The sequence below is a fragment of the Roseateles subflavus genome, assembly GCF_030285365.1.
In the GTDB taxonomy this organism is placed as follows: domain Bacteria; phylum Pseudomonadota; class Gammaproteobacteria; order Burkholderiales; family Burkholderiaceae_C; genus Roseateles_B; species Roseateles_B subflavus.
Genome location: NZ_JASVDS010000003.1, coordinates 141,658 through 166,746, shown reverse-complemented (window position 1 = coordinate 166,746; position 25,089 = coordinate 141,658). Strand labels below are relative to the sequence as shown.

Sequence of the window (25,089 nt, the reverse complement as noted above, 5' to 3'; positions counted from 1 at the left end):
GCGGAGCGGCACAGGTCCGCCGTGCCCCGACGGCCGGATGGGAGGGGCAGCGGCCCCGCCATACCATCACTGCACCAGACTGAAATCCAGCGCGGGGTGCCGGCCCGGCACGTGCTCGCGGACCAGCGCCTTGGCCTGCGGCATCCCATCCTCCGAGGCCGTGAGGACGACGGCGGCGTCCCTCGAGCCCAGGTCCGCCATGGCCAGGGCGCGGAAGCCGGGATTGCTGCCCCAATGCCAGATCGCCTCCCGCCCCGCCGTCCGTTCGAGGGCCCAGCCCAGCCCCCAGCGGAGGTCGGGCACCTGAGGCACCGGCACGGAGGCGCTGGTGATGAGCGCCAGCAGCGCTCGGTCCGCCAGGAGGGACGCCATGAAGCGCGCGTAGTCCGGCGCCGAGACGTACAGCGAGCTCGCGGCGATCTCATAGGGAAAGCGCAGCTGCCGGACCTGGCCCTGGGCCGCATGCCCGCTCACCAGGGCGGGCGCCAGGGCGTCGGTGAGCCTGAAGGCGGCGCGCCGCAGACCCAGCGGCTCGAACAGCTCCCGGGCGGCCAGCGCCTGCAAGGGCAGGCCGCTCAGCGTCTGCAGCAGGTGCTGGAGCAGCACATAGCCCTCGCCGGAGTAGCGCCAGCGCTCGCCCGGCCGGCCTTCCAGCCGCAGGGGGCCGCGGTCGGCCCAGTGGGGCAGGCCGGCGGTATGGGACAGCAGGTGGCGGACGCTCATCGTCCGGAGCACCTCGACCGGCACGTGGTCCACCACCGGCGCCTGACGCAGGGCGAAGAGGTTCTGCCGATGCGGGTAGCCCTGGGGCAGCATCTCGCTGAGCGGACGATCCAGATCGAGCTCGCCGCGCTGGACGCGTTTCAAGGCCAGGGTGGCCACCACGGGCTTGGCCAGCGAGGCCGCCTGGAACACCGCATCTCCCCCGTCCGGCGCGCGGCAGGCGGGCGAGGCGCCCTCCACCAGCCGCCCGCCCTGGAGCCGGGCCAGCGCCAGGCCGCATTCGTCCGGGCCCGCCCGTGCCAGGACGCCGAGGCTCGGTCCCGCAGCCAGCACTGCCAGCGAGCGCAGCAGGGCGTGTCGGCGCCCGGGGAGACCCAGGCTCAGGGGATGAAGGGCCGCCGGCATACTCAGACCATGGGGCAAGGGCCGGACAAGATCGGCGCCTCAGCGCAGCCGGGCGTCCAGGCAGCGGCCCATCAGCTGCTCGCGGTAGTCCGCCAGCCGCTCCGGGTCATCCAGCGCGAAAGCCCGCGGCAGGATGCGATCCAGCATCTCCTGCGGGTAGCGGACCGGGTCCTTCACGTAGTTGCGGGCAAAGCGCCGGGTTCCCGCCAGGCCGCCGCCCCCGGCCTTGTACTGGCGGGCATGCAGGACCACATCCATCTCGGCGAAGCAGCCCACCAGCTTCTCGGGCGGCGGCAGCGCCGGGCTGGCGGCAGCCCCGGCGCTCATGCAGGCCAGCAGCTTTTCCGCGCCGAACAGGTGGAAGTCGCGCTGCCCTTCGGCCTTGCGACGGTAGAGCTCGTCGAGGAAGCTGTATTGGTATTCGGAGGTGTCGGCCTGGACGCGCCAATGCTGCATCGACACATTGCGGACGATGGCCTCGCGCGCCGTGCCGTAGGCCACCAGGCCCTTGAGCACGCAATCGCGGTCGGGCGCGGACTGCGCCTCGGCGCCGGCGGCCGCCAGGGCCAGCCAGGCAGCCAGGAGCGGGGAGAACCGGCGGACGGTGATGTTCATGAGGCCTCGGGGGTCGGGGCGCCCCGGGTATCGAGGCCGCTAACACGTCAAGCACAGTGGCGGATTGTGCCCGGGATGGCCGACAGCCCCATGGCAGGTTCGCGCCAGCCCCCCACCCTACCCGGCCCATCCGGGGGCCGGACGCCGCTCAGCGTCGGTTGGCCGCGGGCACCACGCCCGGCTGGGCCTGGGCACCGGCGGCGTCCTCGATGGCCATGTGCATCTGGGCGACGGCCTCGCGCTCGCCCTTGATGGCATAGGTGTCATGGCCGCAATGCGGGCAGTGCGCGGCGAACGCGGCCTCGATGCCCTTGATGTCGGCGATGTCCAGGGGCGTCATGTCCGACAGCTCGGCCTGGCAGTTGTTGCACTTGATGTATTTCGGCCGCAGCGCCAGCTGGCGCTCGATGGCGGCCTGCTTGCGCTGCTCGGGCGTGCCGCGGAGTCTGGCTTGTCCCATGGGTGTCCTGTCGAGAAGTGAAAAGGGCGATCAGTCGAAGCTGCCGCCGCCGCCGACATCGATGTCGCCGCCGCCGCTGTCCCAGCTCGAGCCACCGTCGCTGCCGCCGAGGTCGAGGTCGTTCGAGGGGCTGTTGTCGAAGGGGATGTAGCCGCCCCCGCCGCTGCCATCGTCCGAATGGCGGCGATGGCGCTCGGAGGCCTCGGCGCTGCCGCTCATCATCGAGCCGATCGCCACGCCGACGCCCACGGCCGCCGCGGTGCCCAGGGCACCGCCCAGGCCGCCGCCCTGGCCGTAGCCGGGCTGACCGTAGCCGTAGGCCGGGCCCTGCGCACGGGCCTGCGCCTCGGCCTGCATGCGGGCCTCCTGCATGCGCATCGCCTTGTCGCTGGGCTTTTCCTCGCCGCGGATCTCGGCGGCGATGTCGCGGGAGCGCAGGATCAGGCTCTCCGTCTCGGCGAAGTCGCGGCGCTTGGCCAGGGTGCTGATGTGCGCGGAAATGTCCGCCTGCGCCTTGCGCACCCGGTCATAGGTGGCGAGCTTCTGCTCCGGGCTGAAGGCCGGATTGGCGTCGGCCGCGGCCACGGCGTCGCCCAGGTCCTTGTGCGCCTCCATCAGCGCACCGCGCCAGCGCTCGACATCGGCCGGCGAGCCGCCCGCCACGCTCTGCTTCAGCTTGCGCCACAGGAAGAAGCCGAGACCGCCCAGGGCCAGCAGCCAGAACCAGGAGATGCCGCCGGAGGACGCGCGGCGTTCCTCGCGGTGCTCGCGCCGCAGCGTCTCGAGGGCCTGCGTCGACGGCACGGGGGCGGGCTGCGGCAGGGCCTGCGGCGCTGCCGGTGCCTCCAGGCGGATCGGACCGGCCGGCGCCTGGTCGATGCGCTGGATCATCGCCTTCTTGCTGGCGAAGCCCTCGCTCGGATCGAGCGCGCGCGCCTTGGCCAGCTCCGCCTTCGCGGCGTCGATCTGGCCCTGCTCGAACTTCACCTCGGCCAGCCAGAAATGGGCCAGCGCGTTCTCGGGATGCTTGCGCAGCACGCCGTCCAGCTTCTGCTCGGCCTGCGTCCAGCGACCGGCGCGCATGTCGGCGGCGATGTCTTCCTTGGCCCCGGCCAGCACCGATCCGGCGGACAGCAGCAGGGCGGCGGCCAGCACCCAGGCGTGGCGTCGGGATGCAGTCTTCATGGTCTTTCCTCCAGCAAGGCCACCCGGCGCAGCGGATGCTGCACGGGGGGTGGCGGCCCCGATCCTAGCGTGAGTCCCGACCCCTGCCGGAGGCCACCCGCACCGGCCGCATCCGCGCCCCGCCCCCTGGGCCTTGCGCTGCCGCAAAACCCTGCCGTGCGCAGGGCGCCACAGTGCGGGCATGGCGAAGAAGTTCCCCCTCCTGCCCGCCCAGCCGCAACGCGTCTGCTGGGGCTGCGACCTCTACTGCCCGAGCGACAGCATGCGCTGCGGCAACGGCTCAGTGCGCACGCCGCATCCCAGCGAGCTCTTCGGCGAGGACTGGGAGCGGGAGTTGCCGACGACGCCCGGGTCGACAGACCCGCCCACCGCCGGCACTTGATCCCGGACACGGGAACTTGGGCCCTGGCGGCCGGGCACTGGAATCCGGGCACGGGAGCCAGGTCGCTTGAACTCGGGATTGCCGCGCGCCGCCGGCACGCCGGCGCAAAGCCGCTTATGCTGGGCCGCCCCGCGGCAGGCTGACCGACCTCTCGGCCGGCCTGCCCCACCCGCCGCCACACCCTCGAGGCCCGAGTGCCTCTCGCCGCCATGTCCGACGCTTCCCCCGACACCCGCTCCCTCGACGTGATCAACGCCCGCAGCGAGGGCACCCTGCCCGGCCACCTGGGCATCGTCATCACCGCCCAGCGCCCGGGCGAGATCGAGGCGGAGCTGCCCATCGCCCCCCACCTGATGGCACCCAATGGCTTCCTGCACGCCGGCAGCATCCTGACCCTGGCCGACACCGCCGCGGGCTACGGGTGCATGGCCAACCTGCCCGAGGGCGCGCAGAGCTTCACGACGCTGGAGATCAAGTCCAACCACCTCGCCACCGCCCGCGAGGGCCGGCTGCGCTGCGTGGCGACCATGGTGCACGGCGGTCGCAGCACGCAGCTGTGGGACGCGAAGGTGATGCATGCCGAGACCGGCAAGACGCTGGCGCTGTTCCGCTGCACGCAGATGGTGCTGTACCCGCGCGGCTGAGCCCGCGCACCCCGCGCGATCAGAACTTGCAGCCCTTGGCCCGCAGCGCGTCGAGTGCGATGGCGCCCAGGGCGAGCAGGCCGTTCTCGGCATAGGCCTTGCGGCAGTCCTCGCGCAGCGCCTTTTCCATTTCCTTCTGGAGCTTGGTCTTGAGCTCCGGCGGGTTGGGCGCGATCTCCAGCAGTGCACGCGAGCGGCTGCTGGCCACGGGGCCGCGCTGGGACGTGGGCAGGTCCAGGTTCAGGCGCGGCGCACTGGCCGGCGCCGAGGGCGCCGTGGCGACGTCACGGCCGCGCTGCGCCCCGGCATCCGGCGAGCCAGGTTGCGGCAGGGGCGACGGCCCCTGGCCTGCATCGGCCCCGCTGAGGCTGACCTTGCCCTGCACCGGCGCCGGCCGGGCGGCGAGCGGCGTCGCCGGGCTGCCGCTGGCGGACGCCGTGCCGGCGGGCGCTGGCTGCGTGGACATCGAGGAGCCCGGCGAGGCGGCAGGGGCTGCCGGCGATGAGGAAGAGGACGAGGACGAGGACGAAGACGAAGACGAGGACGACGCCCCCGGCTCACTGACCGAGCGGCCCTCCGCCGGCGCCGTCATTGGTTGCAGGCCCTGCAGCGTGGCCTGGGCCGTGGCACTGGGCGCCAGGCGGCTCAGGGGGCTCGGCGCGCTGATGCGTGCGGCGCTGCTGGCCGCCTCGGCCGGCAGCTGCGCCACGGCGTGCTCCGAGGGGCTCAGCGTCGGATTGGCCGCCAGGTCCCGGGCGCGCTCCCCCTGGGCGGCGGCGAGCGGTGCCAGCGACGGCACCTGCACGCGCTCGGCCGGGCGGATGCTGTCGGCGTTCAGGCGCGAGGTGGCACGTTCCGGCAGGCTCAGCGTGGGCGCCGGACTCAACGCGGGCGACGGCGCATTGAGCCCGCTCAGGGCCTGGGGCCGGATGGCCTGGCTGAGCGGGCTGGCCTGGCTGGGCGACGGCAGCGTCGCCACGCGCGGCGCGGGCGCTTCCAGGGGCGGCAGCGTGCTCAGCTCGGCCGGGCGCGGCACGGCCAGGCGCTCCAGGGCCTTCGGCGCTTCAATTCGCGTGGCGCTGACCTCGGTATTGAGCCGCTCCGCCGACTGGGCGGGCAGCTCCAGCTTGGGCACGGGCTGCACGCTCGGTGCCGGGCGCGCCAGCGGGTCCAGGCGCGAGGTCTGGACCGGGGCCTGCACGGCCGGCGGTGTCTCCAGCTGGCGGGTGACGCGCGGATCCACCTCGGCCGGTGGGGCGGGGAGCTCGCTGCGCAGCGTCTCGGTCTGCGTCTGCGTCAGCGGGGTGATCGGTTCGGCGCGGCTGCCCTGGGCGCTGCGGCTGTCCTCCAGCTGCCGGACGGTGCTGGGCTGGGGCGCCCATTCGCCCTCGCGGGCCGCACCGGGCTGCTCGGGCGGGGGCGGCTCGTCCTCGCGGCGGACGGTACCGCCGAAGCGCCGGCTGGGGGCGTCCCCCACCGGGCCGCGGTCCGCCTGGGTGCCCGGCTCGCCGCCGGAGGTGGCGGACGGGGTGCCCTGCAGGCGCACGGTCAGCTTGCCGCCTCCGGCGGCCTCGCCCTGGGGAGCGTCGCCCGGCGCCGTGCCGACCAGCACCGCCAGCCACACGTGCAGCAGCCCCGCCAGGAAGAGGCTGCGCTTGAGCGGCTCGTCCTTGAGCCGCGGGCGCTGGCGCGCGGCCCGGGTCGGCATCTGCGGAACGGGAACGGAAAGGGAGACGGACACGGGCGTGGAAGAGGACCTGGCAGGCCGGCGGGTCCGGCCTGCTGCGCAGTGTGCCGCCCGGCGTCCGCCGCGTCCATCAGGCCCCGAGCAAACCCCAGGGCGATGGGCGGATGGCGCTCGTCACGGCCGTTTCATCGGCGTGTCACGGGCACCCGGCGCCAGTGGCGGGCGGCGTCGGCTCAGCGGTAGAAGGCCTCGACCTGGCCCTTCAGCTTGATCAGCAGCGGGCGGCCGCGGCGGTCCACCGTCTTGCCGGCGGGCACCTTCACCCAGCCTTCGCTGATGCAGTATTCCTCGACGTCGAAGCGCTCCTTGCCGTTGAACTTGATGCCGATGTCGTGCTCGAACACGGCGGCCACGAAGTGCGGGCTGGCGGGGTCGACGGACAGGTGGTCGGGCAGGGCGGGGGCGTTCTCGGCTGCGCTCATGGTGCGAAGGTCTCGGAGTGGTCAAAGGGGCTATTGTCCAACCTTTGAGCCCCCGGCCGGCGCCGGGCGCCCTGGACTCACCCGCCCCCGCTGTCGATCCCTAGGCCAGGGTGGCGCGCCCGGCCGCTTGCCGCTACCGTTGCGCCATCGCCTGCCAGGAGCCGCCCATGGCCACCGTGACGCCCTCGCCTGCTTCGCCCGACACCGTCGGTGCCGACTCCTGGGACGGCGGCGTGCCGCCCGCGGCCACGGCCGTGGTCAAGCGGCTCGAGGGCTTCTTCGCGCAACCCTACGACGACAACGGCGAACAGCCCGGCGGTACCTGGACGATCGGCTACGGCAGCATCGTGGATGCCGCGGGCCACCGCGTCACGCCGCAGACGCCGGCCATCACCGAGGCGCAGGCCGAGCTGCTGCTGCGCCGGGACATGGGCGGCGCCGCCCGCGACGTGCAGCAGCGCGTGCACGTGCCGCTGCGGACCTGCGAGGCGGCGGCGCTCATCTCCTGGGTCTACAACCTCGGGGTGGGCAATCTGGCCAAGTCCACGCTGCTGCTGCGGCTCAACGCCGGCCGCAAGGCGGAGGTGCCCGCCGAGATGCGCAAGTGGGTCATGCACGAGGGCCGCCCGGTGCTGGGCCTGCTGCGGCGGCGCTGGGCCGAGGCCGCCATCTTCCTCGGCATGGATCCGACGCAGGCCTGCGTGCGGGCCTGGCGGGAGATCGACGACCTCCAGGACTGGCCGGCCTTCTGAGCGGCCCGCGGCCCGGCCTGACGCAGATCAAGACCGCCGCCGCCTCGCGTGGCATGCTGGATCGCACCGACTGCCCGCCACCACCCGGAGCCTCGCATGCCAGACCTGACCCTCACGCGCACGCCCGCTGCACGCCTCACCCGCTTCGGCGGCCCTGCCCTCGCGGCGGCCCTCCTGCTGGCCGGCTGCGGCGTCACCGTCCAGAACCGGCTGCCGGCCGAAGCCCTGGCGCGGCAGAGCCAGCCGGCGGGGACGGTCTACACCGGCTGGCGCGTCTTCCAGGACAAGTGCGCCCGCTGCCACGGCACCGACGCCACGGGCAGCGCGCAGGCGCCCGACCTCACGCTTCGGGTGCGGGACATGGGTGAGCGCCGCTTCATGACCCTGGTGCTGAGCCGCTACGACTGGGCCCTGCCCGCGGGCGCGGACGCCGGCAGCCGGGACGCGCAGGTCGAGGCCGTGCTGCAGCGCCAGCAGGGCGCCCTGCGCATGCCCGCCTGGCAGGGTGAGCCCGTCGTGACGGCCCACATCAGCGACCTCTACGCCTACCTCGCCGCCCGGGCCGACGGCTCGCAGGGCGCCGGACGACCGCAGCCCTGAACGGACTCAGGCGCTTCCGAGAGGCGGCGTCTGGAGCCGGCGCCGCAGCCAGCGCATCAGCGCACCGATCACCGGCAGCTTCTCGTACAGCTCCTCCGCTGCGTCCCAATAGTCCCGGTGCAGGCTCACGCGGCCCTCGGTGTCGAAGCGAAGGAGGCTGCTGCCATGGATGCGCCGGGGCGTGCCACCGGCTTCGCGCAGGAACTCGAAGTCCCAGACGATCACGGCCTGGGCGCCCTCGGTCACGGTCTCCGTCACCGTGAAGCGAGGCGCAATGAGCACCTCGAACATGTGGCTGAAGATGCGCTCGATGGCGGCCGCGCCCCGGACGTCGTTGAACGGATCCTTGAAGCGGGCGTCGGCGGCGTACAGCGCCATCAAGGCCGGCAGCGACTCGGGCCGCAGGCCTTCGAAGGCCTGGACGAGGCGCGCCGTGCGCGGGTCGAGGGACAGTGCGGACATATCGATGGGCAGGCTATGTGCAGGCTATGTGCAGGCGTCGGGCAGGCGTTGGGCTGACGAGGGGGCGCGCAGGCGGGACGGGCGTCGGGTCGAGGGCGCGTCAGGCGCCGGTGGCGCGCCGCACGGCGGCGAAGTACCAGCGGTCGGGCAGCAGACGCAGGCCGCGCATCCAGCGCGTGAAGCGGCGCGGGAAGTGGATCTCGAAGTGCCCGCGGGCCCAGCCGCGCAGCATCTCCTGCGCCGCCTCGTCCGCGCTGATGAGTGCCGGCATCTCGAAGTCATTCTGCCGCGTCAAGGGCGTGGCCACGAAACCCGGGTTGACGATGGACACCCCGATGCCCTGCGGACGCAGGTCCAGGTGCAGCACCTCGGCCAGGTTGTGCAGCGCCGCCTTGGTCGGCCCGTAGGCCAGGGCCTTGGGCAGGCCGCGATAGCCGGCCACGCTGCCGACGAGGCTCAGATGCCCGGCGCCGGCGGCCAGCATCGGCGGCAGCACGGCGGCCAGCACATGCAGGGCGCCGCGGTAGTTGACATCGAGGTGGCGCTGCAGCTCCTCCGCGTCGAGCTCGGTGGCGCGCTGCGGCCGGTAGTGCCCGGCGCAGTACACGACAAGCGCGGGCGGGCCGCCCGCCCACGCCAGGACCTGCGTCGCCGCGTGGCGGATGGACGCGGCATCGGTGACGTTCAGTGGCAGCGCACGGCTGCCGGGGTGCGTGGCCTCGAAGTCCCGCAGCGCCTTCTCGCTGCGCGCGGACACCACCACCCGCGCGCCTTCGCGATGCAGGGCCTCCGCGAGCGCGCGGCCAATGCCCGAGGACGCCCCGACGAGCCAGACCCAGCGCCCGGCCCACTCGCGCAGCGGCGGGTTCAGGGGCGCCATCAGCGGCATGCCGTGCTCCCGGGGGCGTCCTTGGTGAACACCAGCGTCACATCGCCCAGGTGCATGCCCCACTTGCTCATGGCGGAGCGGTTGAGCACGGTGCGCTCGTCCATCAGGAACATCCAGTCGTCGAGCGACACGTGCCAGACGCGGCCATCCACCGGCAGCGCGAGCGTGTAGGCCCAGCGGAAGGCATTGCCGGCCTGCGCCCCCGAGGCCTCGCCGACGACGTCGTCCGCCTGCCCGCGGTAGCGCCCCTCGCCCAGGTGGCGCAGGCGCCAGAGCCGGCGCTGGGTGCTGCCGTCGCTGTAGGTGAAGTGCTCGTCGAGCGTGCCCTCCTCGCCTTGCCAGCGGCCTTCCATGCGAACGTGGAAACGCTTGACCACGCGGCCCGCACGGTCCGTGAAGAGCCCCTGGGCCTGCAGGCAGCCGTCGAGGTAGCGACGCAGGTCGAGCGTGGGCTGCTCCGCCGCGTAGTCCTGCACCTGCGGGCCGGCGCAGCCGCTCAGGCCGGCCAGTCCGAGGAGCCCGACCAGGCCGAGGCGTGACAGCGAGTGCCCGGCGCGGCGCGGTGGACGGAGCGAGGAGAAAAGGCGCGGATTCATGAGGCGGAACTCCAGGACGGATGGCGGCGCTCGCAGCGCCGCAGCAGGCCCGCGGCAGCGAGCTTGAGCAGACAGGGCAGGCCGGCATAGGCCCAGGCGAGGGTGTCGAGCGCGAGGGCGTCGCGGCTGCCTGGCGCGTAGCCCAGCACGGCCAGCAATGGCAGCGCGAGGCCGGCGGCCAGCGCGAGATTGAGCTTGCTGGCGCAGGTCCACCAGCCCAGGAACAGACCCTCGCGGCCCGGCCCGCCGTCGAGGCGGTGGATGACGCCGGTGAGCAGCGCCGCGGGCAGCGCGAGGTCCGCCCCGAGGGCCAGGCCGCTGGCCAGGCACACGAGCAGGAAGGCGGGCGCCTCCCCCGCGCCCAGCCAGGGCACGCACGCGAAGCTCAGCACGCTCAGCCCCATGCCCCAGCGCCAGGCCGGGGCCAGACCACGGCGCGCCGCGAGTGCCGCCCAGGCGGGCAGGCCCAGCGCACCGGCGCCGAAATAGGCCAGCAGCAGCGCCGGTTGCCAGGGTGCCGCCATCAGCCGGTCACTGACGAAGAAGGGCAGCAGCGTCGCCGGGATGGCGCTGGCCGTGCCGTTGAGCAGGAACACGAGCAACAGGTCGCGGAAGGCCGGCGCGCGCCAGGGCGAGGCGGCGGCGGGGAGCCGGGTGGGCGGCGCCGTCGTGGGCACGGGCTCGACCGGCACCGGCGGCGCCCGGCGCACGAGGCGATGCAGCCCCCACAGGCCGAGGCCCAGCGCCAGCGCGAGTGCCGCGCTCGTCCCCCCCGTACCGAGCCACACCGGCAGGGCGCTCGCCATCAGCACGCCCAGCAGCGTGGCCCCTTCCCGCCAGGCCGACACCCGCGTGCGCCAGGCGGCCGGGCCGCCCCAGCGCGTGCCCCAGCCCTGGTGCAGCAGGCTCAGTGCGCTGAAGGCCAGCGTGCAGGCGGCCAGGCTCAGCACCAGCCAGGCCCAGGCGCCCTGCCACTGGCCGGGGGCGTCGGGCAGCGGGGGCTGCCAGAGCGCCGCGAAGGTCAAGGCCAGCGACACCGCCAAGCCCAGCGCCGCCCGCCAGGCCGCCGGCGCGCCCTCGCTCAGCAGCCGATCGGCACGGCGGCCCAGCCAGGGGTCGATGAGCGCATCCAGGCCCCGCAGGCCGAGCAGCGTGGCGCCCAGCACCGCCAGCGGCATGCCCGTCTGCGTGGCGTAGTGATGCGGGAGGCTGACGTACAGCGGCAGGGAGACGAAGGCCAGCGGCAGCGCCAGCGCCCCATACGCGAGGCCCTGCTGCCAGGGCAGCACGCACGCCGGTGCGGCGCCGCACGTGAGCGGCGGCTTCAGCGTGATCGGGACGGTGCCGGGCATGCGCGCTCCGCAGGATCGATCAGCCCGGCAGGCTCAGCAGCGACTGGCGCAGCGCCGGCGCCGAGCTCTGGGGCGCGAGCCAGATGCCGAAGAACAGACGGGCGTACAGCGCGTCGCGGGTCTCGACCGTCTGGCGGCCGTTGTGGAAGAAGCGCACCAGGCCCTGGCCGTCGTGCCAGCCCAGCAGACGATCTCCCGGCTTCACGTCGGGGAAGGCCTGCTTCATCAGCGTGAGCCATTGCTGTGCCTGCGCCTCGCTGAAGCTGCCCACGCGGCGCATCTCGGCGATCGAGCGCTCGGCGATGGCCGCGCCCTCCAGCCGGCGGTCATAGCTCAGGACGAGGCCGAGACGATGGCTCGCGTAGTCGTCCGGCACGAAGGCGGGGGCCGTCCAGAGCCGCGCCTCGTAGACGCGCAGGCCGAAGAAGCGCAGCACGCCGCTGCCCTGCAGGCGGGCGTCGGGGAGCAGCTCGCGCAGCTCGTCGGGCACGGTCGGCACGGCAGCGGGGGCGGAAGGAGCGGTGGTGGGGGCCATGAGGGTCCAGGGCAGGGAGATCAGGGCCGCGCACAGCGCGCGGCGGCGGGGTGCGGGCGGGCGTTTCATGGGGCCGGCTTGCGCAGGGTGAACTGCATCACATCGGTGTTGCCGGTGTCGAAGGCGGCTTCGCAGTAGGCGAGGTAGAAGGTCCAGATCTTCTCGAAGCGGCGGTCGAAGCCCAGCGCCCGGGCCTCGGGCAGCGTGCGCAGGAAGTCGGCATGCCAGCGGCGCAGCGTCTCGGCGTAGTCCCGCCCGAAGGCCAGGCGGTTTTCCACGACGAAGCCGGCGCGGCGCGCCTCGGCCTCGAACGCGGACGGGCTCGGCAGCAGGCCGCCCGGGAAGATGTACTGCTGGATGAAGTCCGTCGAGCGCAGGTAGCGCGGGAAGAGATCGTCCCGGATCGTGATGCTCTGGATGCAGGCGTGGCCGCCCGGCTTCAGGCAATCCCACAGCATCTGGAAGTAGCCCCGCCAGTACTCGTGGCCGACGGCCTCGAACATCTCGATCGAGACGATGGCGTCGAAGGGCGCGGCGGCATGGGCGGCGGGCAGGTCGCGGTAGTCCTGGTAGCGCAGGTCGACGCGGTGCTCCAGGCCGGCGGCGCGGATGCGGTCGCGGCCCCATTGCAGCTGCTCGCGGGACAGCGTCACCCCCGTGACCTCGGCGCCGAACTCGCGCGCGGCCAGCTCGGCCAGGCCGCCCCAGCCGCAGCCCACCTCGAGCACGCGCTGCCCCGGCGCCACGCGGGCCTCGCGCAGGGTGCGCCGCAGCTTGGCCTCCTGCGCCTCGATCAGCGGCACGTCGCGCGCCGCCTGGCCTTCGCGGCCCTCGAACCAGGCCGCGCTGTAGCTCATGCCGGGGTCCAGCCAGAGCCGGTAGAACGCGTTGCCCAGATCGTAGTGGGCGTGGATGTTCTTCTCGCTGCCAGCGCGCGAGTTGCGCTGGCGCAGATGCCGGAGCCGGTACAGCAGCCGACCCCACCAGCGTCCGTAGACGAGCTGCTCGATGTGCTCGCGGTTGACGATGCACAGGCGCAGCAGCGCGGCGAGGTCCGGCGTGTCCCACTGGCCGTCGATGTAGGCCTCGGCGAGGCCGATGTCGCCGGCCTTGAGCGTGCGCTCGAAGACGCGCCAGTCGTGCACCCACAGCTGCGCCCGCTCGGCGCCTTCGGTGGCGCGGCCGACCACCTGGGTGTCGCCACCGGGCAGGTACAGCGTCAGCTGGCCCTGCGGCAGGCGCTGCAGCAGGCGCAGGACGCGGCGTGCGGCGGCCGGGGCCGCCGCGGGAATGGCCGCCTCGGACGAGGACGTGGGATGAAGAAGGGTGTCTTGATTCATGGTCATCGACTCACCAGTTCAGACGGGGCGGTGGGCTTGGAGAAGAAGGGCACGCGCTTGCGCCACAGTCGCAGCGCCTGCCAGTGGATGCGGACCACCACCGCCAGCGTCATCAGCGGGTGGCCCCAGAAGGCGCGGCGCGCGGCGGCCGGCGTGAGCGGCTGCAGCAGCCCCGCCTGCGCGGTCTGCAGCAGCAGGCCCTGGGCGTCGCTCAGGTCGACGGCAGCCCGCAGATAGGCCGGCTGGCCCTGCGCGTCGTCGCGACGCTCGAAGCGGAAGGCGTACTCACCCTCGACGCGGCAGAAGGGCGACACATGGAAGACCTTGCGCGCCGTCTGCCGGCGCCCGAAGGCCAGGTCCGGGCCCGCCAGCAGGTAGACATGACGCTCACCGAATGTGTTGTTGACCTCCGCAACGACGGCCGCCAGGCTGCCGTCCGGCCGGTGGGCGTACCAGAAGCTCACCGGCTTGAAGGCATAGCCCAGCACGCGCGGGTAGGTCTGCAGCCAGACCTCGCCGGTGGCGTCGGTGAGGCCCTCGCGGGCCAGGAGGCGGTCGAACCAGGCCAGGGCGTCGTCGCCGCCATCCCCATGGTCGCGGTCATGGAAGCTCAGCGCGCCCCAGCGGTTGCGGCGCAACGCCTCGCAGGGCTGCGAGCGCAGCTGGCGCAGCGGCAGGTGCAGGAAGTAGCCCGCGTAGTGGAAGGCATTAGCCGCCGGCCGCTGGCGCCGGTGCCACACCGAGCCCAGGCCGAGCTGGGCCCGGGCCTGAGAGTTGTGCAGGTTCCCGGGGCTCACGCCGCCCCCTGCGCCAGGTGGGCGTCCTGCGCCAGCAGGGCCGCATCGACGCCATCGGCCGCCTCGAAGCCCGAGCGCAGGCCGTCCTCGTGGAAGCCATAGCCGCCCCAGGCGCCGCAGAACCAGGTGTGACGCTGCCCCTGCAGCTGCGGCAGCCGGGCCTGCGCCTGCATGGCGGCGCGGTCGAACACCGGGTGGGCATAGCTGATGCGGCGGTGCACGAGGCGCTCGTCGAAGGGCCGCACCGGATTGAGCGACACCACCACCGGCCGCTGCCACGGCAGCGGCTGCAGGCGGTTGATCAGGTAGTGCAGACAGACCTGCGCCCCCTCGCGTTCGCTGCCCAGGGCCCGCTCGTAGTTCCAGGCCGCCCAGGCCCGCTGGCGGCGCGGCAGCACCGAGGCGTCGGTGTGCAGCACGGCTTCGTTGGGCTGGTAGCGGATGGCGCCGAGCACGGCGCGCTCGTCGGGCGTGGCATCGTCCCCGAGCAGCGCCAGGGCCTGATCGCTGTGGCAGGCCAGGACGACGGCATCGAAGTGCTCCGCGCCCTGCCCGGTCAACACCCGCGCCCCCTGCGCCTGGCGCTGCACGCCCAGCACCGGCGTGTGAAGCCGGGCGTCAGGCAGGCGCTGCAGCATCTGGCGCACATACTGTCGCGAGCCCCCGCGCACGGTGTGCCACTGGGGACGGTCGTTCACCTGGATCAGGCCGTGGTTGTGGCAGAAGCGGATCAGCGTGCGGATGGGAAAGCGCAGCATCTGGTCCGTCGGGCAGCTCCAGATGCAGCCGACCATCGGCAGCAGGTAGTGGTCCTGGAACTCGCGGCCGAAGCCGTGCTCGGCCAGGAAAGCCTCGATGGTGGCATCGAGGGCCGCATCCTCGCCGCGGACGGCCAGCCCCGTGCACAGGCGGTTGAAGCGCAGGATCTCCGACAGCAGGCGCCAGAAGCTCGGCCTGAGCAGGTTGCGGCGCTGGGCGAAGACGGTGTCGAGCGAGCTGCCGCTCCACTCCAGGCCCTCGCGCCCGTCGGCCCGCGGCACCTGCACCGAGAAGGACATGTCCGAGGGCGCCGTCTCGACGCCGAGCGTGCGGAACAGCTCCGTCAGCAGCGGATAGGTGCGGTGGTTGAAGACCAGGAAGCCGGTGTCCACGCCATGGCTGACGCCGTCGAGGCACAGGTCCACCGTGTGGGCATGGCCGCCGAAGTGGCTGCCGGCCTCGAACAGCGTGACGCGATGGGGCGAGCCGGGCGCACTGAGCCGCCACGCCGCTGCGAGACCCGAGACTCCAGAACCGATGACCGCGATGCGTCGCATGAGCCTTCCCCCTTGTGCCAGGTCGCCATTGAACCTTGGCGACCAGAAATTGAACTCATCAGTTCACAAATATAACCGCATAGTCTCCGTTTTGCACTATGGGGTATTTGCCACAGTCTCTTCGGTCTAGAATGCGGGCATGGGAGCCCGACCTTCACGACCGACGAGACCCTCCATCCGCGAGCAGGTGCAGCGCATGCGGGAGGAGGCCATCGTCACGGCCGTCAACCGGCTGCTGGCGACCAAGGGCTACGACGCCATGACGGTGGACGAGGTCGCCGCCGAGTCCGGCATGGCCAAGGCGAGCCTGTACAAGCTCTTCGCCTCGAAGGAAGAGCTGGCGGGGGCCGCGATGGTGGCGGTGCTGGACCGCGCGCTGGCCTTCGTGGACGCGCTGAGGGCGCGCGCCGAGACGGCCGCGGCGGCGGGCACCCCGGTGAGCGCCCGCGCGCAGCTGGAGGCGGTCACCCGCTGGGCGATGCAGACGCAGCTGGAGGGCGAGATGCCCTCGCTGCCGGCGCACAACTCCAGTCTCAGCGCCTCGCTGCAGTCCAATGACGACTACATGGACCGCCTGCTGTCGCTGAGCAACCGCCTCAGCATCTGGATCACCGAGGCCCAGACGCGCGGGCAGCTCCAGGCCGCGTTCCCGCCGGAGATGGTGCTCTACACCCTCTTCGCCCGCGCCTGCGACCCCGTCGTGGCGCTGCTGAAGGATTCCGGGCAGTACACGCACGCCCAGATCATCGACTGGGTCATGGCCAGCACCTTCCAGGGCCTGGGAGCCGCCACCGCCCGATGAGTCTGGCCGACCTGCGCGCGGCGCTGGACGCCGAGCTGGCCGCCACGCCCGAGTACTACGACTTCAAGGTCCTGCGCAGCGAGCGCGAAGGCGCGCTGTGGCGCGTGACGCTCGAGCCCGGCTACGTCTATGCCGAGGGCCAGCGCCCCGGGCAGGCCGCCGCGCTGAGCCTGCTCGACGACAGCCTCGACGGGGCCTCCGCGTGGTGGGGCTCGCCCGCCAAGGGCAGCGCCAGCGTGCTGTCCCTGCGCGTGGAGGAAGACCAGCTGCTGCTGCAGAACGCCAGCAGCGCGCCGCCCGGGCCGGAGCAGCTGATCCGGCTGTATCCGCCGCGCTTCCTGAAGTCCCTGGTCGATGCGGCCTGGGACACGCCCTGGGCCGAGGCGGCGCTCGCGCTGCGATCCGAGCTGTCGCAGGCGCTGCCGGCCCCGGCCGGGCCGGCGCTCACGGGCGCGCCCTTCCGCTGGCTGCGCGAGGCCCAGCACCGGGCGCTGCAGACCCTGGTGCAGCAGCGCAGCGCCTACCTCTGGGGTCCGCCCGGCACTGGCAAGACGACGACGCTGGGCGTGCTGCTGGCCGAGTACCTGGAGAGCCGGCCGGCGGCGCGCGTGCTGCTCATCTCCAGCACCAACCAGGCGGTGGACCAGGCCCTGCTCGCCGTGGACAAGGCGCTGGAGAAAGGGCGGCGCGGCACGCTGCGCGGCACGCTGCAGCGCCTGGGCACGCGGTTCGACCCGGCGGCCTTCGAGGGCCGGGAGCACCTCCTGCCGGCCACGGAGCCCGGCCTGCTGGCCGCGCTGAGCCGCGCCGAGGCCGCCCGCCCCGCCGGCCAGGACGCGCAGGCGCTGAAGGCCTGGAGCGATCGCGTGGCGGCGCTGCGCGAGCAGCTGCGGGGCGACACCCGCCGCGCGCTGCGCGAATGCCGGCTGGCGGCCATGACGGCCAGCCGCGCCACCAGCAGCCTCGCCCTGCTGCGGTCCCTCGGCCAGGCGGCCGGCGAGCCAGCGGGAGGGCCGGCCGGCGAGCCGCCCTTTGACCTGCTGGTCTTCGACGAGGCCAGCCAGCTGAGCCGCGCCCAGACCCTGCTGCTGATGCCGCTGAGCGAGGCGCGCCTCTTCGCGGGCGACCCGCAGCAGCTCGCGCCCGTGCTGCGCAGCCGCGAGCCCGCCGCGCAGCGCTGGCTGGGCCGATCCGCCTTCGCCGACATGCCGCGACAGGGGCCGTCCGTGGTGCTGCTGGACGAGCAGTCCCGCATGGCGCCGCCGATCGGCCTGCTGGTGAGCGAGGTGTTCTACGACGGCGCCCTGAAGGTGGCGGCCGATGCCCGGGAGCGTCCGGACTGGCTTGCCTCGCGGCAGCGCGCGCTGGCCGGCGTCGAGGCGGCCCGGCACGTGGAGATCCTGCCGGTGAGCGGCCCGCCGCGCTGGTCACCCCATGACCGAGGCCCGCAGCGCCCGGCGTCCGCCGAGGCCATCGCGGAGGCCGTGGCCGAGGCCCTGGCCAGCGGCGAGTGGCAGGGCCGGGAGCTCGTCGTGCTGACGCCGTTCCGCGCCCAGCGCGCCCTGATCCGCCGCGCCCTGCAGGCCCGGGGGGTCGATGAGGCGCAGGGCGTGCGCGTGAGTACCGTGCACCGGGCCCAGGGCAGCGAGGCGCCGGCCGTGTGCTTCGATCCCGTCGACGCCACCCTGCCCTTCCTGCAGACGGAGGACGCCCGCCGCCTGCTCAACGTCGCCCTCAGCCGGGCCCAGGCCAAGGTGCTGCTGTATCTCTCGGAGGCCGACGCCGCCAGCCCGCTGATGGCCCCGCTGGTGCAGCGCCTGCGCCTCGCGGGGGACACCCGCCCCGTCGTGCCCCTGCAGACGCTGGCGGCGGCGCCGGAGTTCCCGCGCAATGCGCTCGGCTTGCGGGTGAGCGCCGGCCGCGTCACGGGCGAAGTCCAGCGCCTGAGCGCGGACGGCCGGCAGCTGTGGCTCGTCAACGAGCGCAGCGGCGCGGCCCTGCCGCTGGATGTCGCGTTCTGGCAGGCCCGCGCCGCGAGGCCGGCGTGAACCCCGGACATGAAAAGAGCCGGCACCGCACGAGGCGGGCCGGCCCTTGAGCCGTCAGCGACGCAGCGCTCAGGCGTTCAGCGCGTCCTTGAGGGACTTGCCCGGCGTGAACTTGGCCGACTTGGAGGCGGCGATTTCCAGGGTGGCGCCGGTGGCGGGGTTCTTGCCGGTGCGGGCAGCGCGCTCGCTCACCTTGAAGGTGCCGAAGCCCACGAGGGCGATGGCGTCGCCGGCCACCAGGGCCTCGCTGATGCTGGCCAGGGTCGCTTCCAGGGCGGTACCGGCCGCAGCGCGGCTGATGCCAGCCTTGCTGGCGATGCTTTCGATCAGTTCACTCTTGTTCATTCAGATGCTTCCATAGACGCCCGACGGGGGCGCAGGGGCCGCATTATCAGGGCAAAGGCCTTGTCTGCTCCGACGCCGGCGGATGCACGGCGCGGCGCCATCCCGTACGATGCCCGGGACAGCACCGCCGCCACGCGCCCCCAGCGCCCGGCGCCCCTCGCGGCCCGGCCGCTTCTCAGCCCCGGGAGATGCCCATGATCCAGAAGTCCGCCCTGCTGCTCTGGCTGCTGGCCGGGCCTGCCGCCACCGTCGCCCAAACGCCCCCCCAGCCGCCGGCGCAGGTCCCGGCCCCCGCCACGGACGAGGCGCCGAGCAATGAGCTGCCCCTGCCGCTCTTCCAGCTGATCGAGCAGCGGCAGTACGCCGCGGCGCTGCCGGAGATCCAGCGGCTGTCCGCCCGCAAGAACCAGCACGCGACCTATGTGCTCGCGACGTACCACCTCTGTGGCCGCATCGTGGAGTTCAGCTGCGCGAGGGCGGCCGCCCTGTTCGCCGAGTCGCTGGCATCGAAGAACGGCCTGCCCGTCAACGAGGAGGTGGCGCAGGCCGCCGCCAACGAGGTGGCCTGGATCCATGCCACCTGCGAGCAGCCGGGCTTCCAGCCGGACCTGGACATGGCCAAGCACTACGCGATGGAGGCCTACCGCATCAGCCAGGGCCATCCCTTCGCCACGGACACCCTGGCCGCCGTCGTCGCCCGCACCGGGGACTTCGCGCAGGCCGCGAGGCTGCAGCGCCGGGCCATGGCGAAGATGCCGGAGCTCTACAAGGGCGAGGACGCCGATCCGCAGGCCATCGTCCAGTTCAGCAGGCGCCTGGCCCTGTACGAGCAGGGCCAGGGCTTCCGGGTGACCGCTGCCACCGCGGACGAGAACTGCCACGCGCTGCCGAACTGAAGCCTTCCCGCGCGGCGGCAACCGCCGTCACTTCAGGTCGAAGCGATCGAGGTTCATCACCTTGGTCCACGCGCGGACGAAGTCCCGCACGAACTTCGCCTGCCCGTCCTGCTGGGCATAGACCTCGCACAGCGCGCGCAGCTGCGAGTTCGACCCGAAGGCGAGGTCCACGCGGGTGGCCGTCCAGCGCGGCTGGCCCGTCTTGCGGTCGCGGCCCTCGTAGAGGTTGTCGCGCACCGGGCGCCATTGCGTGGACATGTCCAGCAGGTTCACGAAGAAGTCGTTGCTGAGCTGCCCGACCCGCTGGGTGAGCACGCCGGCATGGCTGCCGCCGGCGTTGGCGCCCAGCACGCGCAGGCCCCCCACCAGCACCGTCATCTCCGGCGCCGAGAGCGTCAGCAGCTGCGCGCGGTCCAGCAGCATCTCCTCCGGTGCCACGTCGAAGGAGGCCTGGCGCCAGTTGCGGAAGCCGTCGGCCTGCGGTTCCAGCACGGCGAAGGACTCGACGTCGGTCTGGTCCTGGCCGGCATCCGTGCGGCCCGGCGTGAAGGGCACCGTGATCGACTGCCCCGCCGCCTGCGCGGCCGCCTCCACGCCCGCCGCGCCAGCCAGCACGATCAGGTCGGCCAGCGAGATCCGCTTGCCGCCCGGGGCTTCGGCGTTGAAGCGGCCCTGGATGCCTTCCAGCACCGCCAGCACCTTGGCGAGCTGCGCCGGCTGGTTGACGTCCCAGTCCTTCTGCGGCGCCAGGCGCAAGCGGGCCCCATTGGCGCCGCCTCGCATGTCACTGCCACGGAACGTCGAGGCCGAGGCCCAGGCCGTGCCCACGAGCTCGGCCACCGTCAGGCCGCTGGCCCGCACGCGATCCTTCAGCAACACCACGTCCTGCGCTGCGACCAGCGGGTGGTCCACGGCGGGCACGGGGTCCTGCCAGATCAGCGTCTCGGCCGGCACCTCGGGGCCGAGGTAGCGCACCTTCGGGCCCATGTCGCGGTGGGTGAGCTTGAACCAGGCGCGGGCGTAGGCGTCCGCGAACTCGTCCGGGTTCGCCAGGAAGCGGCGGGCGATCTTCTCGTAGGCCGGATCGAAGCGCAGCGACAGGTCCGCCGTGGTCATCTGCGGTGCGTGCCGGCGGCTCGGGTCGTGGGCGTCGGGAATCATGTCCTCGGGCGCCACGTTCTTGGCCTGCCACTGGATCGCGCCGGCCGGGCTCTGCACCTGCTCCCACTCGTACTTGAACAGCGTCGTGAGGTAGCCCATGTCCCAGGTCGTGGGGTTGGGCTTCCAGGCGCCCTCGAAGCCGCTGGTGGTGGTGTGCACGCCCTTGCCGCTGCCCAGGCGGTTGGCCCAGCCGAAGCCCATCTCCTCGATGGGTGCGGCCTCGGGTTCGGGACCGACCAGGGCCGGGTCGCCGGCGCCGTGCATCTTGCCGAAGGTGTGGCCGCCGGCCACCAGGGCGACGGTCTCCTCGTCGTTCATGGCCATGCGGGCGAAGGTCTCGCGCACGTCGCGGCCGGAAGCCACCGGGTCGGGCCGGCCGTCCGGGCCCTGCGGATTGACGTAGATGAGGCCCATCTGCACGGCAGCCAGCGGGCGCTGCAGTTCGCGGTCGCCGCGGTAACGGCTGTGGGGCTTGTCGCTGGTGGCGAGCCACTCGGTCTCGGCGCCCCAGTAGACGTCTTCCTCCGGGGCGTAGACGTCCGCACGCCCCCCGCCGAAGCCGAAGGTCTTGAAGCCCATGGTCTCCATGGCCACGTTGCCGGCCAGGATGTAGAGGTCCGCCCACGAGATGGCGTTGCCGTACTTCTGCTTGATCGGCCACAGCAGGCGGCGGGCCTTGTCGAGGTTGCCGTTGTCCGGCCAGCTGTTCAGCGGTGCGAAGCGCTGGTTGCCGGTGTTGGCGCCCCCACGGCCGTCCGCGGTGCGGTAGGTGCCGGCGGCATGCCAGGCCATGCGGATGAAGAGGCCGCCGTAGTGGCCCCAGTCGGCGGGCCACCAGTCCTGGGAGTCCGTCATCAGCGCGGCCAGGTCGGCCTTGAGCGCCGGGTAGTCCAGGGACTTGAAGGCCTCGGCGTAGTCGAAGCCCGGATCCATGGGGCTGGAGACGGGCTGGTGCTGGTGCAGGATCGCCAGGTTCAGGGCATTGGGCCACCACTGGGCGTTGGACTGCGTGCCCGTCGTGCTGCGGGCAGCGGCCTGGTGGAAGGGGCACTTGGCGTCTTGTGTCATGGTCTCGGTCTCCTTGGGGCTGCGATGAGTGATATTGTTTTTGCAATCGCCAACGACGGTCCAATTGCGGATGACTATCCGCTCGATTGACACAATCTCATCGGATGGCGCCCGTGGGGCCGCCGGGCCGCCGACATTCAGAAAGCGTACGCCCGGCAGGCCTCTGCCGGCAACTCGACCCCGCCGTCCCGCCCGGCCTCCCGGGGCTCATCGCCGAAGGTCCGCAGGCGCGCCGGCAACCGGTTCGGGCCGGCCTCGGACGCCACCGCGACGCGCGCCAGGCGCACCACGACCGGCGGGCCGTCACCGACGCGCCCCGCGTCGCCCTCAGGGCATGGCCAGGCGTTCCCCATCGACGGCCGGGTGGCCGGCGGCGTCCTGCCGCGGATCGTCCCTGCGATGGGCCCATCGGTAAAGAATGGGCAGGACGAACAGCGTCAGGGCCGTCGACGACAGGATGCCGCCGATGACCACCGTGGCCAGGGGCCGCTGCACCTCCGCGCCCGTGCCGCTGGCCAGGGCCATCGGCACGAAGCCGAGCGAGGCCACCAGCGCGGTCATCAGCACGGGCCGCAGCCGCGTCAGGGCGCCCTCGCGCACGGCCTCGTCCACGTCGCGCCCCTCTTCACGCAGGCCGCGGATGCACGAGAGCATCACCAGGCCGTTGAGCACGGCGACGCCGGACAGTGCGATGAAGCCCACGGCGGCCGAGATGGACAGCGGGATCCCCCGCATCCACAGCGCCAGCACGCCGCCCGTCAGCGCGAAGGGAATGCCCGTGAAGACGAGCAGGCCGTCCCGCACATTGCCGAACATGGCGAAGAGCAGCACGAACACGAGCGACAGCGACAGCGGCACCACGATCTGCAGGCGTCGCGTGGCCGACTGCAGCTGCTCGAAGGTGCCGCCCCAGGCCGTCCAGTAGCCGGTGGGCACCTGGACCTGCCGCTCGATCGCCGCCTGGGCCTCGGCCACGAAGGAGCCGAGGTCGCGCCCCGTCACGTTCGCGCTGACGACGAGCCGGCGTTTGCCGTTCTCGCGCGAGACCTGGTTCGGCCCCGGCGCCAGCTCCAGCGTCGCCAGCTCCGACAGCGGCACCTGGCTCACGCGGCCCTCCCCTCGCCCCTCGCCGGTGCCGCCGGCGCCGTCTCCCCGCCCGCGGGGCAGGGGCACCGGCAGCCGGCGCAGGGCCGCGAGATCCTCCCGCTGCGCGTCGGGCAGGCGCACCAGCAGGCTGAAGCGCCGATCGCCCTGGAAGACCGTGCCCGCCTCGCGCCCGCCGATCGCCGTGGCCACGGTGTCCTGGACGTCGGTCAGGTTCAGCCCGTAGCGCGCCGCGCGGGCCCGGTCGATGTGGACCGTCAGCATGGGCAGGCCGGTGGACTGCTCGACCTTGACCTCCGTTGCGCCCGGCACGGCCTGCAGGACGCGCGCGATGCGCCCGGCGGTGGCCGCAAGGACCTCGCTGTCGTCGCCGAAGACCTTGACGGCCACATCGGAGCGCACGCCCGAGATGAGCTCGTTGAAGCGCAGCTGGATGGGCTGGGAGAACTCGTAGCTGCTCCCCGGCACCTCGTCGGCCGCCTCGCGGATGGCTGCCAGCAGGGCGTCCCGCGTGCGGCGGGGCTCGGGCCACTGGTCCATGGGCTTGAGCATGACGTAGCCGTCGGAGATGTTCGGCGGCATCGGGTCGGCCGCGATTTCCGCCGTGCCGGTGCGCGCAAAGACGCGCTCGATCTCCGGGAAGCGGGCCAGGAGGTGCGACTCCAGCTGCCGCTGCATCGCGACCGACTGGCTCAGGCTCGTGCCCGGCGTGCGCAGCGCCTGGATCGCGAAGTCCCCCTCGTTCAGATGCGGCACGAACTCGGACCCGAGCCGGGTGGCCACGGCGGCGCAGAAGGTCACCAGCACGGCGGCGATCGTCAGGACCACCGGCGCATTCGCGAGCGAGCGCGACAGCAGCGGCTGGTAGCGCGACGCCGCCCACTGCATCAGGCGGTTGTCGTGCTCCGCCACGCGCCGGCCCATGAACAGCGCCACGGCGGCGGGCACGAAGGTCACCGAGAGCAGCATCGCCCCCAGCAGCGCCAGCAGCACGGTGTAGGCCATGGGATGGAACATCCGGCCCTCGACACCCGTCAGCGCGAGGATGGGGAGGTAGACGACCATGATGATCAGCTGGCCGAACAGCAGCGGGCGCCGGGCTTCGCGGGCCGCGGCGAAGACCTCGTGGAAGCGCTCGTCGCGCGTGAGCTCGCGCCCCGCCTGCGCCTGCGCATGGGCGAGACGCCGCACACAGCGCTCCACGATCACCACGGCCCCGTCGACGATGATCCCGAAGTCCAGCGCCCCGAGGCTCATCAGGTTGGCGCTGATGCCCGCCTGGACCATGCCAGTGAACGTGAACAGCATGGACAGCGGAATCACCATCGCCGTGATGAGCGCGGCCCGCAGATGGCCCAGGAACAGACACAGCACCGCCACCACCAGCGCGGCGCCCTCGACGAGGTTCTTCTGCACGGTGCGCACGGCCTTGTCGACCAGCGTGGTGCGGTCGTACACCGTCACGGCCTTCACGCCGGACGGCAGCGTCCGGTTGATGGCCGCCATCTGCCGGTCCACGGCCCGCGACACCTGGCGGCTGTTCTCGCCCATCAGCATGAACACGGTGCCGAGCACGACCTCCTGCCCGTTCTCCGTGGCGGCGCCGGTGCGCAGCTCGCGGCCGAGGCCGACGTCGCCGATGTCGCGGATCCGGATGGCCTGTGTCTGCGCCGTGCCGACGATGATGTCGCGGATGTCGTCCATCGAGGCGACCTGCCCCGGCGCGCGCACCAGGTACTGCTCGCCCTGGCGTTCGATGTAGCCGGCGCCCTGGCTGGCGTTGTTCTTCTCCAGCGCGTTCACCACATCGGCCAGGCCCAGGCCGAAGGCCGCGAGTCGCTCCAGGCTGGGCGCGACCACGTACTGCTTCTCGAAGCCGCCGATGGTGTTGATCTCCGTGACGCCCGGGACGTTGCGCAGCTGCGGCTTGATGACCCAGTCCTGGATCTCGCGCAGGTCCGTCGGGGTGTAGGGCGTGCCGTCCGGCTTGCGCGCCCCGGGCTCGGCCTCCACGGTCCAGAGGTAGATCTCCCCCAGGCCCGTGGAGATGGGCCCCAGGGTCGGCGTGACGCCGGCCGGCAGGCGATCGCGCGCCTCCTGCATGCGCTGGTTGACCAGTTGCCGCGCGAAGTGGAGGTCGGTGCCGTCCTTGAAGATGGCCGTCACCTGCGAGAGGCCGTAGCGCGACAGCGAGCGCGTCTGCTCCAGCCCGGGGAGGCCGGCCATGACCGCCTCGATCGGGAAGGTCACGCGCTGCTCGGTCTCCAGGGGCGAGTAGCCGGGCGCCTGGGTGTTGACGACGACCTGCACGTTGGAGATGTCGGCCACGGCGTCGACGGGCAGCCGCGTGTAGCTGAAGGCGCCCAGGCCCGCCATGCCGAGCACGGCGAGCATGACGAGCCAGCGCTGCTCGACGCAGAAGCGGATGATGCGTTCAAACATG

Annotated in this window: 24 protein-coding genes; 7 read left to right on the top strand and 17 right to left on the bottom strand. The window is 72.9% G+C overall.

The window, feature by feature from the left end; genetic code table 11:
• Nucleotides 1-66: 66 nt before the first annotated feature.
• The 4 genes from QRD43_RS11760 to QRD43_RS11745 all read right to left on the bottom strand — a co-directional run bounded on the left by QRD43_RS11760 (nt 67) and on the right by QRD43_RS11745 (nt 3,388).
• Entirely contained in the window at nt 67-1,128 is a 1,062-nt protein-coding gene (locus QRD43_RS11760) for a serine hydrolase domain-containing protein (RefSeq protein WP_285982672.1), read from the bottom strand.
• Between the two features lie 39 nt (nt 1,129-1,167).
• Nucleotides 1,168-1,743 carry a hypothetical protein gene (locus tag QRD43_RS11755; protein ID WP_285982671.1) on the bottom strand — a complete coding sequence of 192 codons (576 nt, stop codon included), beginning with the start codon at nt 1,741-1,743 and terminating at the stop codon, nt 1,168-1,170.
• Nucleotides 1,744-1,891: 148 nt separating this feature from the next.
• Complete coding sequence (locus QRD43_RS11750) at nt 1,892-2,203, bottom strand: hypothetical protein (RefSeq protein WP_285982670.1); 312 nt, start codon at nt 2,201-2,203, stop codon at nt 1,892-1,894.
• Between the two features lie 30 nt (nt 2,204-2,233).
• Entirely contained in the window at nt 2,234-3,388 is a 1,155-nt protein-coding gene (locus QRD43_RS11745) for a tetratricopeptide repeat protein (protein ID WP_285982669.1), read from the bottom strand.
• A 181-nt stretch (nt 3,389-3,569) separates the two neighbouring features.
• Between QRD43_RS11745 and QRD43_RS11740 the strand changes: the two genes are divergently transcribed.
• Both QRD43_RS11740 and QRD43_RS11735 read left to right on the top strand, forming a co-directional pair.
• Nucleotides 3,570-3,770 carry a DUF3079 domain-containing protein gene (locus QRD43_RS11740; protein WP_285982668.1) on the top strand — a complete coding sequence of 67 codons (201 nt, stop codon included), beginning with the start codon at nt 3,570-3,572 and terminating at the stop codon, nt 3,768-3,770.
• Nucleotides 3,771-3,979: 209 nt separating this feature from the next.
• Nucleotides 3,980-4,414, top strand: a complete 435-nt coding sequence (locus QRD43_RS11735) for a PaaI family thioesterase (protein WP_285982667.1) — start codon at nt 3,980-3,982, stop codon at nt 4,412-4,414.
• A gap of 19 nt (nt 4,415-4,433) precedes the next feature.
• Here the strand turns inward: QRD43_RS11735 and QRD43_RS11730 are convergent, their stop codons facing one another.
• Both QRD43_RS11730 and QRD43_RS11725 read right to left on the bottom strand, forming a co-directional pair.
• A complete protein-coding gene (locus QRD43_RS11730) occupies nt 4,434-6,122 on the bottom strand; it encodes a hypothetical protein (RefSeq protein ID WP_285982666.1) in 1,689 nt (562 codons plus the stop codon).
• A 212-nt stretch (nt 6,123-6,334) separates the two neighbouring features.
• Nucleotides 6,335-6,583, bottom strand: a complete 249-nt coding sequence (locus tag QRD43_RS11725; RefSeq protein WP_285982665.1) for a DUF3297 family protein — start codon at nt 6,581-6,583, stop codon at nt 6,335-6,337.
• Nucleotides 6,584-6,750: 167 nt separating this feature from the next.
• Here QRD43_RS11725 and QRD43_RS11720 point away from each other — a divergent pair, with 167 nt between their 5' ends.
• Together QRD43_RS11720 and QRD43_RS11715 are read left to right on the top strand one after the other, a co-directional pair.
• Nucleotides 6,751-7,335 (top strand): lysozyme, encoded by a 585-nt coding sequence (locus QRD43_RS11720; protein WP_285982664.1) that lies wholly within the window; start codon nt 6,751-6,753, stop codon nt 7,333-7,335.
• Between the two features lie 96 nt (nt 7,336-7,431).
• A complete protein-coding gene (locus QRD43_RS11715) occupies nt 7,432-7,935 on the top strand; it encodes a c-type cytochrome (RefSeq protein WP_285982663.1) in 504 nt (167 codons plus the stop codon).
• A gap of 6 nt (nt 7,936-7,941) precedes the next feature.
• On the opposite strand, the gene QRD43_RS11710 is transcribed toward QRD43_RS11715, so the two are convergent.
• The 8 genes from QRD43_RS11710 to QRD43_RS11675 form a co-directional block, all read right to left on the bottom strand.
• On the bottom strand, nt 7,942-8,397 hold the full coding sequence (locus tag QRD43_RS11710) for a nuclear transport factor 2 family protein (protein ID WP_285982662.1): 456 nt from the start codon (nt 8,395-8,397) through the stop codon (nt 7,942-7,944).
• A 100-nt stretch (nt 8,398-8,497) separates the two neighbouring features.
• Nucleotides 8,498-9,286, bottom strand: a complete 789-nt coding sequence (locus QRD43_RS11705) for an SDR family NAD(P)-dependent oxidoreductase (RefSeq protein WP_285982661.1) — start codon at nt 9,284-9,286, stop codon at nt 8,498-8,500.
• On the bottom strand, nt 9,277-9,882 hold the full coding sequence (locus QRD43_RS11700; protein ID WP_285982660.1) for a DUF3833 domain-containing protein: 606 nt from the start codon (nt 9,880-9,882) through the stop codon (nt 9,277-9,279). Before QRD43_RS11700 ends, QRD43_RS11705 begins: the two co-directional genes overlap by 10 nt.
• Nucleotides 9,879-11,234 (bottom strand): MFS transporter, encoded by a 1,356-nt coding sequence (locus QRD43_RS11695; RefSeq protein ID WP_285982659.1) that lies wholly within the window; start codon nt 11,232-11,234, stop codon nt 9,879-9,881. The genes QRD43_RS11700 and QRD43_RS11695 overlap by 4 nt, the downstream gene beginning before the upstream one ends.
• A 19-nt stretch (nt 11,235-11,253) precedes the next feature.
• Nucleotides 11,254-11,769 carry a chalcone isomerase family protein gene (locus tag QRD43_RS11690; protein ID WP_285983172.1) on the bottom strand — a complete coding sequence of 172 codons (516 nt, stop codon included), beginning with the start codon at nt 11,767-11,769 and terminating at the stop codon, nt 11,254-11,256.
• 65 nt (nt 11,770-11,834) lie between these two features.
• Nucleotides 11,835-13,109 (bottom strand): SAM-dependent methyltransferase, encoded by a 1,275-nt coding sequence (locus QRD43_RS11685; RefSeq protein WP_285982658.1) that lies wholly within the window; start codon nt 13,107-13,109, stop codon nt 11,835-11,837.
• A gap of 2 nt (nt 13,110-13,111) precedes the next feature.
• A complete protein-coding gene (locus QRD43_RS11680) occupies nt 13,112-13,906 on the bottom strand; it encodes a DUF1365 domain-containing protein (protein ID WP_285982657.1) in 795 nt (264 codons plus the stop codon).
• The gene (locus QRD43_RS11675) at nt 13,903-15,222 is read right to left on the bottom strand and encodes an NAD(P)/FAD-dependent oxidoreductase (RefSeq protein WP_285982656.1); all 1,320 of its coding nucleotides are present in this window, start codon (nt 15,220-15,222) and stop codon (nt 13,903-13,905) included. Before QRD43_RS11675 ends, QRD43_RS11680 begins: the two co-directional genes overlap by 4 nt.
• A 139-nt stretch (nt 15,223-15,361) precedes the next feature.
• Between QRD43_RS11675 and QRD43_RS11670 the strand changes: the two genes are divergently transcribed.
• Both QRD43_RS11670 and QRD43_RS11665 read left to right on the top strand, forming a co-directional pair.
• A complete protein-coding gene (locus tag QRD43_RS11670) occupies nt 15,362-16,024 on the top strand; it encodes a TetR/AcrR family transcriptional regulator (protein WP_285982655.1) in 663 nt (220 codons plus the stop codon).
• Nucleotides 16,021-18,072 carry a DEAD/DEAH box helicase gene (locus tag QRD43_RS11665; protein ID WP_285982654.1) on the top strand — a complete coding sequence of 684 codons (2,052 nt, stop codon included), beginning with the start codon at nt 16,021-16,023 and terminating at the stop codon, nt 18,070-18,072. Before QRD43_RS11670 ends, QRD43_RS11665 begins: the two co-directional genes overlap by 4 nt.
• Nucleotides 18,073-18,141: 69 nt before the next feature.
• Here the strand turns inward: QRD43_RS11665 and QRD43_RS11660 are convergent, their stop codons facing one another.
• Nucleotides 18,142-18,417, bottom strand: a complete 276-nt coding sequence (locus QRD43_RS11660; RefSeq protein WP_285982653.1) for an HU family DNA-binding protein — start codon at nt 18,415-18,417, stop codon at nt 18,142-18,144.
• 194 nt (nt 18,418-18,611) lie between these two features.
• On the opposite strand from QRD43_RS11660, the gene QRD43_RS11655 reads away from it, so the two are divergent.
• Nucleotides 18,612-19,313, top strand: coding sequence for a hypothetical protein (locus QRD43_RS11655; RefSeq protein WP_285982652.1), 702 nt, complete (start codon nt 18,612-18,614; stop codon nt 19,311-19,313).
• Nucleotides 19,314-19,340: 27 nt separating this feature from the next.
• Here the strand turns inward: QRD43_RS11655 and katG are convergent, their stop codons facing one another.
• Both katG and QRD43_RS11645 read right to left on the bottom strand, forming a co-directional pair.
• Nucleotides 19,341-21,542 (bottom strand): catalase/peroxidase HPI, encoded by a 2,202-nt coding sequence (gene katG / locus QRD43_RS11650; protein ID WP_285982651.1) that lies wholly within the window; start codon nt 21,540-21,542, stop codon nt 19,341-19,343.
• A 327-nt stretch (nt 21,543-21,869) separates the two neighbouring features.
• On the bottom strand, nt 21,870-25,088 hold the full coding sequence (locus QRD43_RS11645) for a CusA/CzcA family heavy metal efflux RND transporter (RefSeq protein ID WP_285982650.1): 3,219 nt from the start codon (nt 25,086-25,088) through the stop codon (nt 21,870-21,872).
• Between the last annotated feature and the right edge of the window lies 1 nt (nt 25,089).

Excerpts from the sequence above, each read along its gene's own strand:
- QRD43_RS11760 (WP_285982672.1), bottom strand. The coding sequence starts at position 1,128 with ATGCCGGCGGCCCTTCATCCCCTGAGCCTGGGTCTCCCCGGGCGCCGA.
- QRD43_RS11755 (WP_285982671.1), bottom strand. The coding sequence starts at position 1,743 with ATGAACATCACCGTCCGCCGGTTCTCCCCGCTCCTGGCTGCCTGGCTG.
- QRD43_RS11750 (WP_285982670.1), bottom strand. The coding sequence starts at position 2,203 with ATGGGACAAGCCAGACTCCGCGGCACGCCCGAGCAGCGCAAGCAGGCC.
- QRD43_RS11745 (WP_285982669.1), bottom strand. The coding sequence starts at position 3,388 with ATGAAGACTGCATCCCGACGCCACGCCTGGGTGCTGGCCGCCGCCCTG.
- QRD43_RS11740 (WP_285982668.1), top strand. The coding sequence starts at position 3,570 with ATGGCGAAGAAGTTCCCCCTCCTGCCCGCCCAGCCGCAACGCGTCTGC.
- QRD43_RS11735 (WP_285982667.1), top strand. The coding sequence starts at position 3,980 with ATGTCCGACGCTTCCCCCGACACCCGCTCCCTCGACGTGATCAACGCC.
- QRD43_RS11730 (WP_285982666.1), bottom strand. The coding sequence starts at position 6,122 with ATGCCGACCCGGGCCGCGCGCCAGCGCCCGCGGCTCAAGGACGAGCCG.
- QRD43_RS11725 (WP_285982665.1), bottom strand. The coding sequence starts at position 6,583 with ATGAGCGCAGCCGAGAACGCCCCCGCCCTGCCCGACCACCTGTCCGTC.
- QRD43_RS11720 (WP_285982664.1), top strand. The coding sequence starts at position 6,751 with ATGGCCACCGTGACGCCCTCGCCTGCTTCGCCCGACACCGTCGGTGCC.
- QRD43_RS11715 (WP_285982663.1), top strand. The coding sequence starts at position 7,432 with ATGCCAGACCTGACCCTCACGCGCACGCCCGCTGCACGCCTCACCCGC.
- QRD43_RS11710 (WP_285982662.1), bottom strand. The coding sequence starts at position 8,397 with ATGTCCGCACTGTCCCTCGACCCGCGCACGGCGCGCCTCGTCCAGGCC.
- QRD43_RS11705 (WP_285982661.1), bottom strand. The coding sequence starts at position 9,286 with ATGCCGCTGATGGCGCCCCTGAACCCGCCGCTGCGCGAGTGGGCCGGG.
- QRD43_RS11700 (WP_285982660.1), bottom strand. The coding sequence starts at position 9,882 with ATGAATCCGCGCCTTTTCTCCTCGCTCCGTCCACCGCGCCGCGCCGGG.
- QRD43_RS11695 (WP_285982659.1), bottom strand. The coding sequence starts at position 11,234 with ATGCCCGGCACCGTCCCGATCACGCTGAAGCCGCCGCTCACGTGCGGC.
- QRD43_RS11690 (WP_285983172.1), bottom strand. The coding sequence starts at position 11,769 with ATGGCCCCCACCACCGCTCCTTCCGCCCCCGCTGCCGTGCCGACCGTG.
- QRD43_RS11685 (WP_285982658.1), bottom strand. The coding sequence starts at position 13,109 with ATGAATCAAGACACCCTTCTTCATCCCACGTCCTCGTCCGAGGCGGCC.
- QRD43_RS11675 (WP_285982656.1), bottom strand. The coding sequence starts at position 15,222 with ATGCGACGCATCGCGGTCATCGGTTCTGGAGTCTCGGGTCTCGCAGCG.
- QRD43_RS11670 (WP_285982655.1), top strand. The coding sequence starts at position 15,362 with ATGGGAGCCCGACCTTCACGACCGACGAGACCCTCCATCCGCGAGCAG.
- QRD43_RS11665 (WP_285982654.1), top strand. The coding sequence starts at position 16,021 with ATGAGTCTGGCCGACCTGCGCGCGGCGCTGGACGCCGAGCTGGCCGCC.
- QRD43_RS11660 (WP_285982653.1), bottom strand. The coding sequence starts at position 18,417 with ATGAACAAGAGTGAACTGATCGAAAGCATCGCCAGCAAGGCTGGCATC.
- QRD43_RS11655 (WP_285982652.1), top strand. The coding sequence starts at position 18,612 with ATGATCCAGAAGTCCGCCCTGCTGCTCTGGCTGCTGGCCGGGCCTGCC.
- katG (WP_285982651.1), bottom strand. The coding sequence starts at position 21,542 with ATGACACAAGACGCCAAGTGCCCCTTCCACCAGGCCGCTGCCCGCAGC.
- QRD43_RS11645 (WP_285982650.1), bottom strand. The coding sequence starts at position 25,088 with ATGTTTGAACGCATCATCCGCTTCTGCGTCGAGCAGCGCTGGCTCGTC.